Here is a 17,592-nt window from a genome sequence, read left to right on the forward strand (position 1 = left end):
AGCGCTAGACGCCCGACCTGGCCCGGGTAACCGAGACAGCTCAGTGCCGAGCTCGGATTGAGATACAATCCCCGGCATTTAATACCATGGGGACCGGCATCCGCTCCCTGGGTGCCCACAAGAGATTCCGCAATGCCCCTCACGCTGCAACAACTGGAACGCCATCTGTTCAAGGCTGCCGATATTCTTCGCGGCAAGATGGACGCCTCGGAGTTCAAGGAATACATTTTTGGCATGCTGTTCCTCAAGCGCTGCTCCGACGTATTCGAGGAGCGCTATGAGCAGGTCGTTGCCGATGAAATAAATGCCGGTAAGAGCAAGGCTGAGGCCTTTGTCACGGCAGAAAATCCACGCTGGTACAAGCGCGATGGCAATTTCTGGGTGCCCAACCATTCGCGCTTCAGGTATCTGCTCAACGAAGCGCACATCAACGTCGGCAATGTACTTAACAAGGCGCTGGGCGGCATCGAGGAAAATAACGTCTCCCTGGAAGGGGTGCTTGAGCATATCGACTTCACCCGCAAGGTCGGCCAGAGCAAGATTCCCGATCAGAAGCTGCGCCAACTCATTACCCACTTCGGTGAGGTGCGTCTGCGCAATAGTGATTTCGAATTCCCCGATTTGCTGGGGGCAGCCTACGAATACCTGATCGCTGAGTTCGCCGACTCTGCCGGCAAGAAAGGTGGTGAGTTCTATACACCGCGCTCGGTTGTGCGGCTGATGGTTCACCTGCTCAAGCCGACTCTAGCACACGATGTCTATGACCCCTGCTGTGGCTCGGGCGGCATGTTGATTGCTGCCAAGGAATATATCGATGAGCACGGCGAGGACGGCCGCAAGGCCAACCTGTTCGGGCAGGAATTCAACGGTACCGTTTGGTCCATCGCGCAGATGAATATGCTGCTGCATGGCATCAGCAACGCTTGGCTGGAGAACGAAGACACGCTAGCCGACCCTCGGCATATCGAGGGCGGTGAACTGCGCCGCTTCGACCGAATCCTCACCAACCCGCCGTTCTCCATCAACTGGGGCCATACCGAGAAAACCCCGGATGGCAGCCTGGCCTGGAACCCGACATTCCGCGAGCAACGCTTCTGCTTCGGCGAGGTGTCGTTGGGCTCGAAAAAAGCCGACCTGATGTTCCTGCAGCACATGCTCGCAGTGACCCGCGACGAGGGCATGATCGCCACCGTACTGCCCCACGGCGTGCTGTTCCGGGGCGGTGAGGAACGCGGAATTCGCGCTGGCATTATCGAGAACGACCTGCTCGAAGCAGTGATCGGCCTACCGGCCAACCTGTTCTATGGCACCGGCATTCCCGCCTGCATCCTTATCCTGCGCCAACAAAAGCAGGAAGGCGCCAACCGTGTCAGCGCCAAGCCTGCCAAGCGCCAACGCAAGGTGCTGTTTATCAACGCCGACCGCGAATGCTTCGAGGGCCGTGCGCAGAACTACCTGCTGCCCGAGAACATCGAGAAGATCACCACCGCCTTCGACGAATTTCGCCGAATCGACGGTCTCAGCGACGTGGTGGATATCGCCACTCTGCGCGACAACGGGTACAACCTTAATATTCGCCGCTATGTGGATAACACACCGCCGCCCGAGCCGCATGACGTGCGTGCGCATCTGCTGGGGGGAGTGCCCAAAGCCGAAGTCCAAGCGAAAGCGCCGCTATTCGCCGCCCACGGCCTCGCCCCGCACGACCTGTTCGTCACTCGCGATGCGCAATATTTCGACTTTCGCAACGAGCTAAGCCGCCGCGCCGACCTCAAGCCTGCCGTCGAAGGCAATGCAGGACTGCAGGTCAAAGAAGCGGCCCTCCGTGATGCCTTCGAGCGCTGGTGGCACGAACACAGCCCGCGTATCAACGCACTGGCAGGGCAGCTCAATAACAGCGCTGCACTGGTTGAACTGCGCGGTGAATTACTGGCCAGTTTTAGCCAGACGCTGGAAGGCATCGGACTGCTCGACCCCTTCCAAGTCAGGGGCATCGTCGCGGGCTTTTGGTACCAGAGCAAATACGACTTCCTTGGCTTGATGGCTCGCGGTAGCCGGGGCGTAATCGACGCTTGGCGTACCAGCATCATCACCGCCCTGGAAGACAAGGCCAGCAAGCAAAGCCCGCTGGAGCACAAGCTGGTGAAGTTCCTACTTGGCGATTTCGTTGCCCGGCTGGCCGAGTTGGAGGCCAAAAAGGCCGAACTGGATAGTCAGCTCAAGGCCGCATCCCCGATCAAGGGGGAAGAGGCTGACGAGGCTGACAGCGCGACGGATACAGATGACGAAGAAAACACCGTCGACGAAGCCCAGCTCAGAGCCTGGAAAGCCGAGTTGTTCAAGGTGAAAAAACAGCTTAAAACCCGGCAGGAGAACTTCGCCAGCCACCTAAATCAGGCCGTCGACGGGCTGGACGAGCAGCAAGCGGCCGAACTGCTGTTGACCATCCTGCACAACGATATGCAAGCCATCGTCGAGCGCTATATCGCCGCCCAGCGCAAACAGATAGTCGCTGCCTTCGAGAACTGGTGGGACAAATATCGGGTGACGTTGAATGAGATTGAGCACAAGCGCGACAAGGCGACGAGGGCATTGCAAGGCTTCATTAAGGGATTGGGGTATGTCTGATCAGTGGCAGCGACGCAGCCTAGCCTCACTGGGAAGCTATGAGAACGGATTCGCGTTCAATGAGTTGCATTGGTCAGAGCACGGTCTGCCGATCATCCGAATAGCTCAAATTACCGGTAGCCAAGGCATCGTTGATCGTTTTCCCGGCCTGTTACCGGACAACTACCGGATTGACGATGGTGATCTGATCTTCTCTTGGAGCGGAACACTCGCAGTCGTACGTTGGACTGGTGGCTCAGCATGGCTGAACCAACATCTGTTTAAAGTTGTGCCTGCTGAAGGGATTGATCGCTCATTCCTGTTTCATGTGCTGCAAGCATCTGTTGCTGAAATGGGCAAGCGTACACATGGTAGTACGATGAAGCACATCAAGCGCGGAGAGCTTCGAGAGTTTTTTGTTGAAATACCGCGCAATGAGCGTGAACAGAGGAAAATCGCCCAAATACTCGACACTCTCGATACCGAGATCCGCACAACCGAGGCGCTGATCGACAAGCTCGAGGCTGTCAAGCAGGGCGTGCTGCACGACTTGCTGACCCGTGGCATCGACGCCAATGGCCAACTGCGCCCAACACAGAGTGACGAGCCGCAACTATACAAGGAGTCGCCGTTGGGGTTGATTCCGAGGGAATGGGAAATACAAAAGCTTGGAGATTTAGCAGAGGTCTCGCGCGGAAAATTCACGCACAGGCCAAGGAATGATCCAGCTTTCTTTGGGGGAGAATACCCATTTATCCAAACTGGAGACGTCGCGTTGGCTCAAGGAGGTTACATATCTAGTTACTCCCAGACTCTAAGTGAGCGCGGCATTTCCGTGAGCCAAAAGTTTCCAATTGGCACTATCGCCATTACGATCGCAGCCAACATCGCTGACACCGCGGTACTGGCGCGCCCGATGTTTTTTCCGGACAGCGTTGTAGGGGCAGTTGTTGCTCCAGAGCACAATATCCGCTTCGTTGAACTGTCGATTCGTCGGGCTAAGAGAGCCCTCAACGCTCGCGCACCTCAGAGCGCACAGAAAAACATTAATCTCCAAGACCTGCGTCCGCTCTTGGTAGCTGTGCCAAGCAGGAGTGAGCAAGATTCCATCGCTGCGCGATATGATGCCTTACAGGCAAGGTTGGAAGCGGAGCAGATCGCTGTGAACAAGCTGCTCCAGAAGAGATCCGGTCTTATGGATGACCTGCTAACCGGGCGCGTACGTATCACTCCAATGCTGGAATCTATGCAACACACTGCTGCACCAACGGAAGCCTGATATGCCCCAGCATCTACCGCCCCGCGAATCCCTCACCGTCGAGCTCAAAAGCGATCGCAGCAAGCTCCCCGACCGCGAACTAATCGAGGCGCTGATCTGCCTTGCCAATGCCGAGGGCGGCGAGCTGTGGCTGGGCGTGGAGGACAACGGCACACATACCGGCCTGCATGCCGAACATCACCTGCTGAACGGCCTTGCCGGCATGGTCGCAGCGCGCACCTCGCCGTCGCTGAACGTACAGGCCGAGGCTCTCGATCTGGATGGCGTGACCGTGGCACGTATCCATGTACCCAAAGCTCAGGGCGAAGTTGCCACCACCAGCGGCGTCTATCTACGCCGCCGCTTGAAATACTACGGCACGCCCGAATGCATAGCCATGCTGCCCCATGATCAAGCGGCAAAACTGCTCAAGCGCATGAAAGACAAGGGCACACTGATACAGCAAAGTGAACGACGCTGGTCGGTCTATAAGCTCAGCTAAAAATTCTATGAGCCGCTATGAGCCTGTATGAGCCCATACACGCCTGAACTGGATTAAAGGAGTAACCGTGGGCTGGGAATTGGATGACGTCGAAAAACCCTTTGTGGCTCAGTTACAGGGGCTGAACTGGAAGCATATCGAGGGCAGCCTCGACGACCCGGCCATCACTGGTCGCAGCAGTTTCAGTGAAGTAATTCAGCGAGCTGCACTGGCCGAGCGCTTGCTTGCCATCAACCTGCGCGACGATCAGCCCTGGCTGGATGAGCAGCGCATTGCAGAAGCACTGGCGGCCATTATCCGCGTGGGCGCCGGCAAGCTGATGGAAGCCAACCATACAGTCACTGAGCTGCTGCTCAAAGGCATCACGGTCGATGGCCTTCAGGGCTGGGAAGGCGGACGTGGTCAGACCATCCAGTACATCGACTGGGCCAACCCGGCCAATAACCACTTCCGCGTGATCAACCAGTTCCGAGTGGATTGCCCACCGGGGTATAACAGCGGCAAGAAATTTATCGTCCCGGATCTGGTGTTGCTGGTGAACGGCATCCCGCTGGTAGTGGTGGAGTGCAAGAGCCCCTCCATTCCAGAACCGCTGGCCGAAGCTGTCGATCAATTGCGCCGCTACAGCAACCAGCGCAAGGCAGCCTTCGAGGTCGAGGAAAACGAGGGCAACGAGACACTGTTCGCCAGCGTGCAGCTATTGGTCGCCAGTAGCTACGACGAGGCACGGGTGGGCTGCATTGGTGCCGGCTTCGGGCATTTCTCTCAATGGAAAACCGTGGTTGGCCCGGATGGCAACGGCAGCGAGCAGTCAGTAGCCGAGCAGCTAGGCAAAACCAAACTGTCCGAGCAGGAGCGCCTGGTGGCAGGCATGCTGACGCCGGCCCACCTGCTCGATCTGATCCGGCATTTCATGCTGTTTATGCAGGTTGGCGGGCAGACCATCAAGACGGTCTGCCGCTACCAACAGTACCGCGCGGTGAACCGCACGGTGATTCGCCTGAAGCGTGGGCAGACACGCCTTGAGCATGGCGAGAGCGATCAGCGCGGCGGCATCGTTTGGCACACTCAAGGCTCAGGCAAGAGCCTGACCATGGTATTTTTGGTGCGCAAGATGCGCACGGATACACAACTGCGCCGCTTCAAAATCATCGTGGTCACTGACCGTAAAGACCTGCAAAACCAGCTCTCCGCCACCGCCACGCTGAGCGGTGAACTGCCGGAGGTGGCCTCCAATATCGAGGGTGTTAAAGCCTTGGCACGTCGCCAGGGCCCCGGTTTGGTATTCGCCACCATCCAAAAGTATCGAAATCCCGAGCAGGAGGAAAACGGGGATGCACCCATCGCCGTGGACACTGCGCCATTCCTCAAAGCCGCAGAAAAGCGAGCGCGCTATCTGGTAAACAAACCATTCGAGGTGCTCAACCACGACGAGAGTATTCTGGTATTGATCGATGAGGCCCACCGCACCCAAGCCGGCGATCTGCAGGCGAACCTTCTGGCGGGCTTGCCCAACTGCGTGCGCATCGGCTTTACCGGTACACCGATCATCATGGGCGATAAGAAACGCACCCACGAAATTTTCGGCGCGTTCATCGACAAATACACCATCAAGGAAGCCGAGGCAGATGGAGCGACAGTGCCGGTGCTTTACGAAGGACGCACTGCCAAGGGCGCATTGAAAGATGGGGCGAGTCTGGATGAGCTGTTCGAGGATTTGTTCCGCGAGCACAGTCAGGACGAGCTGGAGCTGATCAAGAAAAAGTACGCCACCAAGGGCCATATCTTTGATGCCCCCGCGCTAATCGCTGATAAGGCGCGCGACATCCTCAGACATTACGTCACCAATATCCTGCCCAATGGCTACAAGGCGCAGGTGGTAGCCTATAGCCGGATTGCGGTAATCCGCTATTTCCACGCGCTGCAGGCCGCCCGTGATGAATTGCTGGTCGAGGCTGAAGCGCTGCCGGCAGCCGACAAGGACCTCGACGATGAGGCACTGTGCCAGCGTCCACCCAAGCTGCAGGCGCGCGTGCAGGCGTGGCGCTATCGCGACAGGGTACGCAGCCTGGAATTCGCACCGATTATCTCCGGCTCAAATAACGATCCGGCCGAGTGGAAAACCTGGACGGATGGCAGCAAGCACGAGCAACTGATCCAACGCTTCAAGAAGCCTCTTAATCATGAGCAGTCGGGCAAGACCGATCCGCTTGCCTTCCTGATTGTTAAGTCTATGTTGCTCACCGGCTTTGACGCTCCCATTGAAGGGGTCATGTACCTTGACCGGCCAATCAAGGAAGCCGAGCTGCTGCAAGCCATTGCGCGGGTCAACCGTACTGGTTTCGGCAAACGCTGTGGCATCGTGGTCGACTACTACGGGGTCGCCAACCACCTGCGCGAAGCCCTGGCAGCCTATGCGGACGAGGATATCGAAGGTGCGCTGAGCAGCATCAAGGACGAAGTGCCGGTGCTGCGAGATCGTCATCTGCGTGTAGTGGATGTGCTGCGCCGCCAGGGCATCGAGTCGCTGGGAGATGCAGAAGCCTGCATTGCCGCACTGGAGTCGGAAAAGATGCGCGCCGAATTTGCGGTAAAGCTGAAAGCGTTCCTCGACTCATTGGACACCGTACTGCCACGCCCCGAGGGCCTGCCCTTCGTCAAGGATGCCAAGCGTCTGGCCTATATCCATGCACGTGCGCGCGGGCGTTACAAGGACCTGCCGCAACTGGGCAAGGATGTCGGTGCCAAGGTGCGCAAGCTGATCGACGATCACGTTATTTCGCTGGGCATCGACCCGAAGATTCCGCCGATCCAGCTCACCGATGCAGACTTCGAGAAGCAGTTGTCGCGTAGCGTCAACGACCGCGCCAAGGCCTCAGAGATGGAGCACGCCATTCGCTCGCATGTGCGCAGCCATGCTGATGAAGATCCGGTGCTTTTTCGCAAGCTGTCCGAACGCCTGAACGAGCTGCTCAAGTCGCTGGGCGAGCAGTGGGATCAGTTGGTTGAACAGATGCAGAAGATCATCAACGAGCTGCGCAGCGGTCAAATGAGCGATGACTACAGCCCCCTGGATCTGCCCGAGCACTATGCACCCTTCCTGCGCACCCTGCTGGATGTGGTGTGTGCCGACGCCAATCCGCAGCCCGCCGAGATGCTGCGTTTGAAGGATGTGACAGTAGAATTGGTCGATTTGTTGGTGGGCGAACTCCAAAGCCACCGCGATATCTGGAGCCCGCGCAAGCGAGCGGCACAGGAAGAGCTGGCCGGGCAGCTATTCGATCACTTGATGAGACTGCGTCCGCCCTTGGTGGATAGCGATACGGCGGGTGTGCTGTCTGACCGCCTGATGGATCAGGCCAGAGCCAGCCATGAACGGTTGATGCAGCTGTGAGCAATCAAACCCTCACTGTAGACGACCTACAACTGACGCTACGCCGAAGCGCGCGGCGCAAGACGCTACAGATCACTGTCGAGCGTGACGGCGCACTTATCCTGTCTGCCCCGCCAGAGGTAGAGGAGCAAGCGCTGCGGCAATTCGTAGCGGAAAAAAGCTTCTGGATTTACTCGCGTCTTGCCGAAAAGGAACGCCTGCAGCGCTCAATCCCCACTAAGGAATACGTGGACGGAGAGGGGTTTCTATATCTGGGGCGCAGTTACCGCCTCAAACTGGTTGATGAGCAGGATGTGCCACTTAAACTCTCTGCCGGTCGCTTCCGCCTGCTGCGTAGCGAACTGCCGCGAGCCCGTGAACATTTTATCCGTTGGTACAGCGAACACGCCCGAAGCTGGCTGGCCTTGCGCGTCAAGAACCACCAAGCCCGCATGGACCTGATCCCCAGCGGTGTGCGTGTGCAGGATCTGGGCTATCGCTGGGGCTCATGTGGTAAGGGCGCACAGCTCTATTTTCATTGGAAAACAATCCTACTGCCCAAGCCCATTGCGGAGTACGTGGTGGTGCATGAAATGGTGCACCTGCAAGAGCCACATCACACCCCAGAATTTTGGCTCCGCCTGGAACGCGTCATGCCTGACTATGCACAGCGCAAGACATGGTTGGCAGAACACGGAATTGATGTTGAAGGCCTCTGAGTACCATGGCTGACCATTTCACCAGCACCCGCGACTTAGGTACTGGTCAGAACCAACCAACTTGGCTATGAGGATGGCTTACAAGCACCAGGGTTCCAGCGATCGGATAAATCTCTGCATTTAACCTTTGAGCCAGACATTAGAATCACCACGCGCCTAGAACTCTTTGAACAACCATACCCTGCAGAAAATCAATAAAATAATTCACGGCTGCCCTGGCGTCGCCCCACCAGAGTTGTCTCTAATAATCATAGGCTTTATGTAACCTTTAAATACCTCAGCCGCGGCACCCAGTACACTTTCTATCTTCTTATAATGACCCGGACGCAATTTACTTTCCTTGTCCAAATAGTTCAAAACGAGTAGAACCTGTTCACGATCTAGCATTGCAAGCGTTTGCTCAGCTACGCCGTACAGAAGGACCAACGCACCATTCTTTAGCGTTTCCGGACGCTTAAGCGCACCGAGCACCCGGCCAAAGCCCGCAGCCATGTCGCCGCCCTGATCATCACGAAGCCAATCCAGCAGCGATGAATGATTTAACTTATCTGGCTTTTTGTTTGGCAGCTTACTCGGCAATGCCCGTTTCGTCCTACCCAAAATTAACTCAGGCCACCGTTCAACATCCGAGCGATCATCATAATCAGGAAGAGATATAGTATTATATGAGTATGCAATGGGAACGCCAAGTCTCTCATAAGCAAGGCAGCTTTTGAATTGCTCGCCATCAAACTGGTCAAAAACCCCGCTTTTACAATTAAGCTCTTTAATTTCCAAAAGCAGTATTTTAGCGTTTTCCAGCATAGCGACTAGATCACCACAATACAGCCGCATTCCGTCGCCTTGCTGTACAGCATATGGGGGGAAGGTTTTGAGCGAAGTCCGACTATCTCTGCAATAGGCTTCCAATGCACCGGTAATTGCAGCTTGAATTACGTTTTCCTGCCTAGTTTTCTTCATATCATCCACGCCATAGATTAGTAGCATAAATTTATCACCACTAAAGGATCATTAGAAGCAATATCTGACTATCTACTTGACGCCGACCCAGCAGGCAATGCAGGCTCTACGCAGTAAGCAGCAAACGATCTAAGGACACAGTTTAATCAGATAGGAGTTAGGTAAATCACAATGCCCACACATACCCTACATTTCATAAAGCCTTGCCGCAAAACCGACAGTTCCCCGCGGCTCACCCCAAGCATGGTGGCCGAGAACAAGCGGAACGGCATAGAGACGACCTTGATTCTCGACCTTAACATTCTGGTGAGAATGGAAGATGTAATTCTTCGCCGCCACAGCCCGAACGATTTCGACTTAACTAGACTTATAAATTTCATAAATTCTTGCCCACCACAAAGTCTGTGCATAACGCCTGGGCTTGCCCTTAATGAGGTCCATCCGAAATTCAAGAAGCTTAGCTTTGAGATGTATGAATTGTTTCTTTCGATATTCTGCCCGCAGATGATCGATCATCCGACCGCGACACGAAACACTCCAAATGAAACGGAAAGAACCCGACCGTATGAGTTTTCAGAACTCAGCATAGAAGAGCAGCACCTCTACAGCGTGCCGTTTTTTTCGCTCATGCAGATACATATTATCAACGCCACGAAGCCGAGCTTGCCAAGCATTGAAAAATTCAAAACATATATGAGCCGTGTTTGTGATGACATTGATATGCTCAGCGCCGTTGAAGCCGAAATTGCCAAGTACTGCTTCTGTGAGAAAAAGCCCAACTATTCCGACGAGCTTAACGCCAAAATCGAAGATATCAAGAACAACTTCATGAGTGGGAGCAACAAGCCAGCGCAGCGCTTCAAAAACATCTTCAATGGCGTTCAAGACCTTAAATACATAAAAGGCGCCCTGGAGTTTTCCAAAGAGCTCTTTTATGGCAAGCTTCAGGACACATGGATAGCCACATTGGACTCCAAGTTATACTGGCTGAGTGAGTCCATTCATCATTACCCAGTCGCAGGTGAGCGAGACGGAAAATACTTCAGCATCAATCGATCACATGACCAGCAGACATGCAACTATTGGCTATCAGTGGATAAACTGCAAGAGCAACTCCAGCACGAGAGAAGCCGAAACGGCAAAGGAACCGCCCCTTTAGATGAAACAGGATTGCCACGCATACATAACACATTAACCACAAAGAGCTTCAAGGAATTTTTCGCCGTTTTCACGCCCACATAGTCCGCGAGCAGGGTACAAGTACAAGATACTGCTCAACCACGCACCTGTACTCTTAGCAACCGGATGCTAACGATGAGTAATCAAAGCCAATTAGGTCCCTTCATTTAAAGCTGACACCTGTACCCATCCTCATCCAACACAGGAAAGAAAAACGGGCTGACAACCACGAGATTGGCCACAGCGAAATGACTCTTGGTAATTGACTCAGGAGGATCACGCTTCAGCATTCCGCCTCAATCCTGTGCAGCGCATTCCAAATGGTATTCCACAAAGACGGCGCAACTAAACAACTTCATATTTTTCATAGGCTTAGCACATCATTTCAGCTCACCCCGGCCCAACCGACACAGTACCAAGTACCGCTATTCCTACCCTGCATACAGCTACCCCCGCCCAAAGCCCACAGGAAAACCTCTCACAGCTCAATACTCCGGGCAGCAAAACCATAAATCCTGATGCGACTATTTCGCCAATTGAACCACTGCTATGCGATACGAATTAGCTGTTACGTTTCGCAAAGGCGACGGCCTACCAAAATGCCGACCAGCAGCACGGAGACCGGCGGGACCACGCGCTTGCCTCTGCATTTACCCTGCGAACCCCGCAATCTGCCCAAACGCACCCGTATATAGTCAGGCCCCTACGCCAGCCTGGTAATAACCTCAAAGCCAACCACAGCATCAATCAAGGCATACCTGTACAATCCCATATTGTCATCCTCCCAGTGCCAACCGCGCCCCCGCACGCGATCAGCGCTCACCCCCTGTGCCGGAGCGCCAACCGCATGCCGCAAGAACGACTGGACCTGTTGAAGCTACCCAAGCCTGTCCGTGGACCGATCAACGACCTGGTGCGTGCACTCAATGCAGCGAGCACACGGGAAGACATCGAACGTGAGGGTACGCTGGAGATTGCATTGATCCTTGGCCTTGAAACTTCCAAAAGGTTGAAGCCAGCAGATATTGAAGCGCTTTACATGATTTTCGACGACGCGGTGCAGGAACGGTTGCAAAGGCTACCTGCAGAGGAATAGCCCCTCAACGATGGCTGACGCTGAATCCAGTCATTCCCTGCTCCTCTCAATGCCCCTACCTAAAGTCCTGCGCCTTGCAGGGCTTGGGACACCCGCCCGTCGCCCTTCATCCCCGCCCATCCCACCTTGGCCCATTTCTCGCTACCACCCAGCGGGGAACAATTTTCCGGCGCTCCACTCTCCACTCCGCCGGCCGATACCCCCTTGAGAGCAGCAACGCTCCCCGTTCTACCGGTATTCGCCCAAGGCAGAGGTTCCGATGGCCCGACCTTCATTTATCCAGCGCATCCGCACTCGGCTGCGTAATCGTTACTGGCAGTCCGCAGCGGGCATCGCCATCACCCTGATATTGGCCGGCGGCATGTGGCTATCCCACAGCGAATCCCCCGTCTCCGCCAACCCGACCATGGCCGAGCAACTCCAGCACGACGACAGCCCATGGCGCGCTCAACCTGCGCGCTTCTCCAGCTTCGTCGACGACGTGCGTGCCGACAAAGTGGCCGAGGCCATCAGCGGCAACAACCAGCTGTACGTCACTCTCAAGGACGGCAGCCATTACGCCGTGTACGACGGTTCTGGCTTCGTGGCGCGTCAGGCCTATTTGTTCGTGGCCAGCGATGCGACGCCGACCTTCCAGTATTCCGAGCTTAAAGAAAGCGACGCGATCAGTGCCGGCGCTGCCATCGACATGACCATGCGCTTGTTGGTGATCGGTTTGTTGCTGAGCGTCGCGTGGCCGACGGTGTCCGGGCGGGTGATGGGCTATCTGCGCCGCAACAAGCATACGCCCACCACCTTCGACGACGTGGTCGGCTGCGGCGAGGCCAAGCAGGCGTTGCTGGACATCGCCATGGCCCAGCGTTATCCCGAGCGCTTCACCTCTCTGGGCGCGCGACCGCCGCGTGGGGTGCTGCTGACCGGGTCGCCGGGCACCGGCAAGACGCATCTGGCCAAGGCACTGGCCACCGAGTGCGGGGTGAACTTCATCGCGGCTACTGGCAGCGACTTCTCGAGCATGTTCTACGGCGTGGGCATCATGAAGGTCCGCAGTCTGTTCCGGCAGGCGCGGCGCAAGGCGCCGTGCATCATTCTTATCGACGAGATCGACGGCATCGGCCGCCGCGCTGCCGAGCCGCGCATGGGCGAGGCCGAGCAGAATCGCATCGTCAACCAGTTCCTCACCGAGATGGACGGCTTCAGCTCGGCCCACGGCGTGCTGGTGATCGGCGCCACCAACCTGGCGGAATCCCTGGACCCGGCGCTGCGCCGCGAGGGCCGCTTTGATCGCACCATCGCCGTGCCGCTGCCGACGCTGGAGGACCGCAAGGCCTTGCTGCGCCTGTATCTGGGCAAGCTCAAGCAGGTCGGCGAGATGGACATCGACCGTCTGGCCGGCACTTGCATGGGCCTGACTCCGGCGGCGATTGCGGCGCTGGTCAATCAGGCGGCGATCTTCGCTGCCCGGGAAGCGGCCAGCAGTATCGAGGAGCATCACCTGGTGAATGCGATCGAGACCCAGCGCATCGGCGAGAAGCCTATGGGTGTCACGCCGTTCACCGAGCAGGAGCGTCGTTGTATTGCCGTGCACGAGGCCGGTCACGCGCTCGCGGCGGCGCAGTTGAAAATCGGCAAGGTCGACAAGGTGACTATCCTGCCGCGTGGTCAGGCGCTCGGCGTGACCTTGGTGATCCCGACCGAGGACAAGCGCCTGCATCGCAAGTCTGAACTGCAGAACCGTATCGTCATGTTGTTGGCGGGGCGGGCGGCGGAGAAGCTGTATTTCCATGAGGTGTCGTCGGGGGCGTCGTCCGATTTGCAGGAGGCGACCCGTATCGCCTTGTCGATGGTCAGCGCCTTGGGTATGGGCCCGCACAGTGATCTGGCGACGCTGAGTGTGATGCGCGATGCGGGTATCGAAGTTGACCCGACGCCTACGCTGCTGCAGGTGAATGCATTACTGCGCGAGCAAGAGGCGATCTGTGATGGGCTGCTGCATGAGCATCGCGTCGCGATGGATACGGTGGTGGCGCGGTTGCTGGAGGCCGAGACCATTGACGGTGCGGAAGTTTATGAGGCGCTGGGGCTGAGTGCTGTGCGTAACTCCGAGCGTGAGCATGCCGCCCTGGAACAAGCGGCTTACAGCGAGGACTCGACGCTGAACTGACCTGCCGGCCGCTTGATCTGCCGCGATCGCCCCGTCAATGTTCGACATACGGGGTGATCAACCAGCCGTTTATGTCCGAGCTGATCCGGTAGAGCTTTTCGCCGTTGAGCGGGACATCTGCCGGGATCGTCCTGACCTCGGCGCCGCCGCACAGCCCGGAGTCGGTCAATCCGACGCCGACAGTGGCTTTGCCCACAGGCAGATTGAAGGTGGCTCGCTCGCTGGTGCCCAGTTTGGCCGCGCGTTTGTCGTTGACGTAGACAACGACATCGCAGGCAGCGCCGTAGACCCCGCCCTCACGCATCACCGTCACTTGCCCGCTCGGGCCGCTAGGTTTTGCCTGATAGGCGTAGACCTCATCAGGGGAGGCGGGCGTGGTCTGCTTGATGTTGATGGCATTGGATGAGCAGCCCGCCAGAGCGGCAATGGCAAGCGCTGCGATCAGAGTTCTCATAGGGTTCCCTCCTTTGAGAGATTGGACTCCAGAATTGCGTTCAGGATTCAATGGCACTTCTCCAGTTCCTGAACGCTGCAATCGCGCCTGATCGCAGCCACCTCGCTACGACTTTTGTGCCAGCTGTGCAGACCTCTTCGCGGGCAAGCCTTGCTCCCACAGGTGTAAGACAGAGGAACTGCTTGCTGTAGGAGCAAGGCTTGCCCGCGAAGGGGCCGGTCGCATCAATACATCTCTTACAGAGGTACCCTTCAGCATCAGCGATCACCGGCAGCCTTGGTGCCGATGCCGGTATTGCTATCGGTGATCAGTACCACTTCGCCTTCGATACCTTATGACACTACCTCCAATTCAGCGGCGACATACCGTGGGTAATCGGTAAAACCTTGCTCGGTCCCGCCATACAGGCCGGTGGCGTTCAGCGGGTTGAGTGGCCAGCCGTTGGCGATGCGCCGAGGCAGGTCGGGGTTGGCGATAAACGGCCGACCGAAAGCGATGAAGTCCGCCAGGCCAGCCTCGATCAGGCGTGCGCCGCGCTCAGCGGTGTACAGCCCGGCGTAGATGATCCGGCCAGTGAAGGTGCTTCTCACCTCGCGGCGGAAATCTTCCGGCAGGTCGGGGGCGTTGGCCCAGTCGGCTTCGGCGATCGACAGGTAGGCGATGCCCTCTTGCTCGAGCACCTTGATGGCTTCGATATAGGTCTCGTGCGGATTTTCCTCTACGAAGCCGATGTACACGCGGTCCTCATCGGTGCTGGTGAACAGTGGTGCAAAGCGCACGCCGACGCGATCCGGCCCGACCACGGCGCTGACGGCCTGCACCACTTCACGCAAGAAGCGCAGGCGGTTGTGCAACGAACCGCCGTATTCATCGGTGCGCTGGTTGGCGTGGGCCGAGATGAACTGGTTGACCAGGTAACCGTTGGCGCAGTGCAGCTCGACGCCATCGAAGCCGGCGCTCAGGGCGTTGCGCGCGGCCTGGGCGTAGAGCTCGACCAGTGCGTGGATATCATCGACGCTCAATTCACGCGGCATCGAGGGCTCGATCAGGGTGCCGGTGCCTGGGCCGGTTTCGATAAAGGCTTTGACGTTCTTCGCCTGGATTGCCGAGGGTGCGATCGGCGCACCGTCGTCGGGTTGCAGGGCGTTGTGGGATACGCGACCGACGTGCCACAGCTGGGCGAAGATCACACCGCCTTCAGCGTGCACGGCGTCGGTGACGGTGCGCCAGCCATCGATCTGCGCCTGGCTGTAGATGCCCGGCGTCCAGGCGTAGCCTTTGCCGCGGGGTTCGATCTGCGTGCCTTCGCTGACGATGAAGGCGGCGCTGGCGCGTTGCTGGTAATAGGTAGCCATCAGGGCCGTGGGCACGTCGCCAGGCTGGGCGCTGCGCTGGCGGGTGAGCGGCGGCATGACAATGCGGTTTTTCAGGGTCAGCGGGCCCAGCGTGGTGGGTTCGAACAGTGCGGGGTATTTCATGAGTCAGTTTCCTTGAAGCGTGAGTCACTCGGCGGGCGAGCCCCGAGGCTGAGAAATTTGTGGTTGCCGCAGGTCTAGCCTGCGCCGCCGCTGCTGATGTCCGTGACGCCGTGATGGGCACGTCAGAAAATCAGGGCGCAATCCGCCGCCCCATGCCGATAGCGTGAAGTGCGGATACAGAGGGTTCAATTCAGGCGAGAGACGCGGCTGCGTCCCCCGCCGAGCGCCGGATCAGCCGTTGTTGAGGAGGTCGATCAGCACGGTCGCGGCTTCGCTGGACGACCCCGGGTTCTGACCCGTGATCAGCAGGCCGTCACGGACCACGTAGGAAGACCAGTCCGCGCCTTTGGAATACAGGCCGCCGTTGGCCTTGAGCATATCCTCGACCAGGAAAGGCACGATGTTGGTCAGGCCGACCGCCTCTTCTTCGCTGTTGGTGAAGCCGGCGACTTTTTTGCCTTGCACCAGCGGGGTGCCGTCAGGCTTTTTGACGTGGCGCAGTACGCCGGGCGCATGGCAGACCAGGGCGACAGGCTTGTCGGCAGCCAGAAAGGATTCGATCAGCTTGATCGAGACTGGGCTCTCAGCCAGGTCCCACAGTGGGCCGTGGCCGCCTGGGTAGAACACGGCATCAAAATCGGCAACCGAGACGCTGTCCAGGCGCACAGTATTGGCGAGTTGGGCGGTCGCGGCGGCGTCGGCCTCGAAACGGCGGGTCTGCTCGGTCTGGGAGTCTGGCTCGTTGCTTTTTGGATCGAGGGGCGGCTGGCCACCTGCTGGCGAGGCCAGGACGATCTCGGCCTTGGCGTCGAGGAAGGCGTAGTACGGTGCGGCCAGCTCTTCGAGCCAGAAGCCGGTTTTGCGGCCCGTGTTGCCAAGGGTGTCGTGAGAAGTCAGGACCATGAGAACTTTCATTTAGATTTTCCTTTTCCAGTAGGGGTTCGGGTCAAAAAATTAGACTGGTCGTCTACAGCATAGGCAAATGTTGATCACTGCGCCGCGCTTCTGACCAAGGGCACCTGAGCGCTGCTGATCATCCTGTTACTGTGCGTTGCGGTGAATGTTTGACTACCTTAACTTCGATTAGACCAGTCGTCTATAGCTTTTTGATATTTTCGCTCCTCCAGTCTTCTGGAGAGCAACGATAAGGGGACGCCTCAGGGATTCAGGACAGCGCAAGCAGCTGACGAGTCGTCGACACGGCCGTTTCAAAAGGCAGCACGCTCTTGGTGATCTTCACCATCATGCTGGCGCCGATCCACAGTTGATAGAGGCTCTGCGCAACGGCGTAGGGCTCGCCGCCGACCGTCAACGAGCCTTCTGCCACACCGGTTTCGATGGCCTGGGCGAGGCGATCGATAATGCCAGAGGTACCGCGCTTGAGCACCGCGCGCATCGCTTCGGACAGGTCGGCGACTTCCACACCAAGCTTCACCGCCAGACATTTGCCCTGGCAATCCTCGAACGACTGGGTGTGCTGCCAGGTTTCCCAATACTTGAGCAGCCGCTGGGCCATCGTCAGACCAGGCAGGGCGAGGATCTGATCGAGTTCGGCCAGATAGGTGGAAAAATAGCTCTCCAACAGCGCCTCGCCAAAGGCGTCCTTCGACCCGAAGTAATGGTAGAAGGACCCTTTGGGCACACCCGCCGTGGCCAGGATTTCATTCAGGCCCACGGCGGAATAACCCTTGGCGGCCATGATTCGTTGGCCTACATCAAGGATTCCCTGGCGGACGTCGGTGGTTTCGCGTGTCTTTGGAGTGCTCATGGCGGGCATGTTAAACCTTACTAGCCGATCGGTC

13 protein-coding genes are annotated in these 17,592 nt (G+C 57.5%); 8 read left to right on the forward strand and 5 right to left on the reverse strand.

Annotated features, from left to right (window positions below):
• The first annotated feature begins 132 nt into the window (after window positions 1–132).
• The 5 genes from LIX93_RS27035 to LIX93_RS27055 all read left to right on the forward strand — a co-directional run bounded on the left by LIX93_RS27035 (window position 133) and on the right by LIX93_RS27055 (window position 8,459).
• A complete protein-coding gene (locus LIX93_RS27035) occupies window positions 133–2,628 on the forward strand; it encodes an N-6 DNA methylase (protein WP_226507114.1) in 2,496 nt (831 codons plus the stop codon).
• Window positions 2,621–3,886 carry a restriction endonuclease subunit S gene (locus tag LIX93_RS27040; RefSeq protein ID WP_226507115.1) on the forward strand — a complete coding sequence of 422 codons (1,266 nt, stop codon included), beginning with the start codon at window positions 2,621–2,623 and terminating at the stop codon, window positions 3,884–3,886. Before LIX93_RS27035 ends, LIX93_RS27040 begins: the two co-directional genes overlap by 8 nt.
• 1 nt (window position 3,887) lies before the next feature.
• Window positions 3,888–4,367 (forward strand): ATP-binding protein, encoded by a 480-nt coding sequence (locus LIX93_RS27045; RefSeq protein ID WP_226507116.1) that lies wholly within the window; start codon window positions 3,888–3,890, stop codon window positions 4,365–4,367.
• Window positions 4,368–4,434: 67 nt separating this feature from the next.
• Complete coding sequence (locus LIX93_RS27050; protein WP_226507117.1) at window positions 4,435–7,761, forward strand: type I restriction endonuclease subunit R; 3,327 nt, start codon at window positions 4,435–4,437, stop codon at window positions 7,759–7,761.
• Complete coding sequence (locus LIX93_RS27055) at window positions 7,758–8,459, forward strand: SprT family zinc-dependent metalloprotease (protein ID WP_226507118.1); 702 nt, start codon at window positions 7,758–7,760, stop codon at window positions 8,457–8,459. Before LIX93_RS27050 ends, LIX93_RS27055 begins: the two co-directional genes overlap by 4 nt.
• Window positions 8,460–8,663: 204 nt before the next feature.
• Here LIX93_RS27055 and LIX93_RS27060 read toward each other — a convergent pair whose 3' ends face one another.
• A complete protein-coding gene (locus LIX93_RS27060) occupies window positions 8,664–9,446 on the reverse strand; it encodes a hypothetical protein (protein WP_226507119.1) in 783 nt (260 codons plus the stop codon).
• A gap of 144 nt (window positions 9,447–9,590) precedes the next feature.
• Between LIX93_RS27060 and LIX93_RS27065 the strand changes: the two genes are divergently transcribed.
• From LIX93_RS27065 to LIX93_RS27075, 3 genes are all read left to right on the forward strand, one after another.
• A complete protein-coding gene (locus LIX93_RS27065; protein ID WP_226507120.1) occupies window positions 9,591–10,661 on the forward strand; it encodes a hypothetical protein in 1,071 nt (356 codons plus the stop codon).
• Window positions 10,662–11,445: 784 nt separating this feature from the next.
• Window positions 11,446–11,694 (forward strand): hypothetical protein, encoded by a 249-nt coding sequence (locus LIX93_RS27070; protein WP_226507121.1) that lies wholly within the window; start codon window positions 11,446–11,448, stop codon window positions 11,692–11,694.
• Window positions 11,695–11,953: 259 nt separating this feature from the next.
• Window positions 11,954–13,858, forward strand: coding sequence for an AAA family ATPase (locus tag LIX93_RS27075; protein ID WP_226507122.1), 1,905 nt, complete (start codon window positions 11,954–11,956; stop codon window positions 13,856–13,858).
• A gap of 34 nt (window positions 13,859–13,892) precedes the next feature.
• On the opposite strand, the gene LIX93_RS27080 is transcribed toward LIX93_RS27075, so the two are convergent.
• The 4 genes from LIX93_RS27080 to LIX93_RS27095 form a co-directional block, all read right to left on the reverse strand.
• The gene (locus tag LIX93_RS27080; RefSeq protein WP_226507123.1) at window positions 13,893–14,312 is read right to left on the reverse strand and encodes a hypothetical protein; all 420 of its coding nucleotides are present in this window, start codon (window positions 14,310–14,312) and stop codon (window positions 13,893–13,895) included.
• A gap of 332 nt (window positions 14,313–14,644) precedes the next feature.
• Complete coding sequence (locus LIX93_RS27085) at window positions 14,645–15,790, reverse strand: alkene reductase (RefSeq protein WP_226507124.1); 1,146 nt, start codon at window positions 15,788–15,790, stop codon at window positions 14,645–14,647.
• Between the two features lie 231 nt (window positions 15,791–16,021).
• A complete protein-coding gene (locus tag LIX93_RS27090; RefSeq protein ID WP_226507125.1) occupies window positions 16,022–16,705 on the reverse strand; it encodes a type 1 glutamine amidotransferase domain-containing protein in 684 nt (227 codons plus the stop codon).
• Window positions 16,706–16,955: 250 nt separating this feature from the next.
• Window positions 16,956–17,558 (reverse strand): TetR/AcrR family transcriptional regulator, encoded by a 603-nt coding sequence (locus LIX93_RS27095; protein ID WP_226507126.1) that lies wholly within the window; start codon window positions 17,556–17,558, stop codon window positions 16,956–16,958.
• Window positions 17,559–17,592: the final 34 nt, after the last annotated feature.

It is taken from the genome of Pseudomonas sp. MWU16-30317, from assembly GCF_020515695.1.
In the GTDB taxonomy this organism is placed as follows: domain Bacteria; phylum Pseudomonadota; class Gammaproteobacteria; order Pseudomonadales; family Pseudomonadaceae; genus Aquipseudomonas.

Excerpts from the sequence above, each read along its gene's own strand:
- LIX93_RS27085 (WP_226507124.1), bottom strand. The coding sequence starts at position 15,790 with ATGAAATACCCCGCACTGTTCGAACCCACCACGCTGGGCCCGCTGACC.
- LIX93_RS27065 (WP_226507120.1), top strand. The coding sequence starts at position 9,591 with ATGCCCACACATACCCTACATTTCATAAAGCCTTGCCGCAAAACCGAC.
- LIX93_RS27070 (WP_226507121.1), top strand. The coding sequence starts at position 11,446 with ATGCCGCAAGAACGACTGGACCTGTTGAAGCTACCCAAGCCTGTCCGT.
- LIX93_RS27095 (WP_226507126.1), bottom strand. The coding sequence starts at position 17,558 with ATGAGCACTCCAAAGACACGCGAAACCACCGACGTCCGCCAGGGAATC.
- LIX93_RS27080 (WP_226507123.1), bottom strand. The coding sequence starts at position 14,312 with ATGAGAACTCTGATCGCAGCGCTTGCCATTGCCGCTCTGGCGGGCTGC.
- LIX93_RS27035 (WP_226507114.1), top strand. The coding sequence starts at position 133 with ATGCCCCTCACGCTGCAACAACTGGAACGCCATCTGTTCAAGGCTGCC.
- LIX93_RS27075 (WP_226507122.1), top strand. The coding sequence starts at position 11,954 with ATGGCCCGACCTTCATTTATCCAGCGCATCCGCACTCGGCTGCGTAAT.
- LIX93_RS27090 (WP_226507125.1), bottom strand. The coding sequence starts at position 16,705 with ATGAAAGTTCTCATGGTCCTGACTTCTCACGACACCCTTGGCAACACG.
- LIX93_RS27045 (WP_226507116.1), top strand. The coding sequence starts at position 3,888 with ATGCCCCAGCATCTACCGCCCCGCGAATCCCTCACCGTCGAGCTCAAA.
- LIX93_RS27060 (WP_226507119.1), bottom strand. The coding sequence starts at position 9,446 with ATGCTACTAATCTATGGCGTGGATGATATGAAGAAAACTAGGCAGGAA.
- LIX93_RS27040 (WP_226507115.1), top strand. The coding sequence starts at position 2,621 with ATGTCTGATCAGTGGCAGCGACGCAGCCTAGCCTCACTGGGAAGCTAT.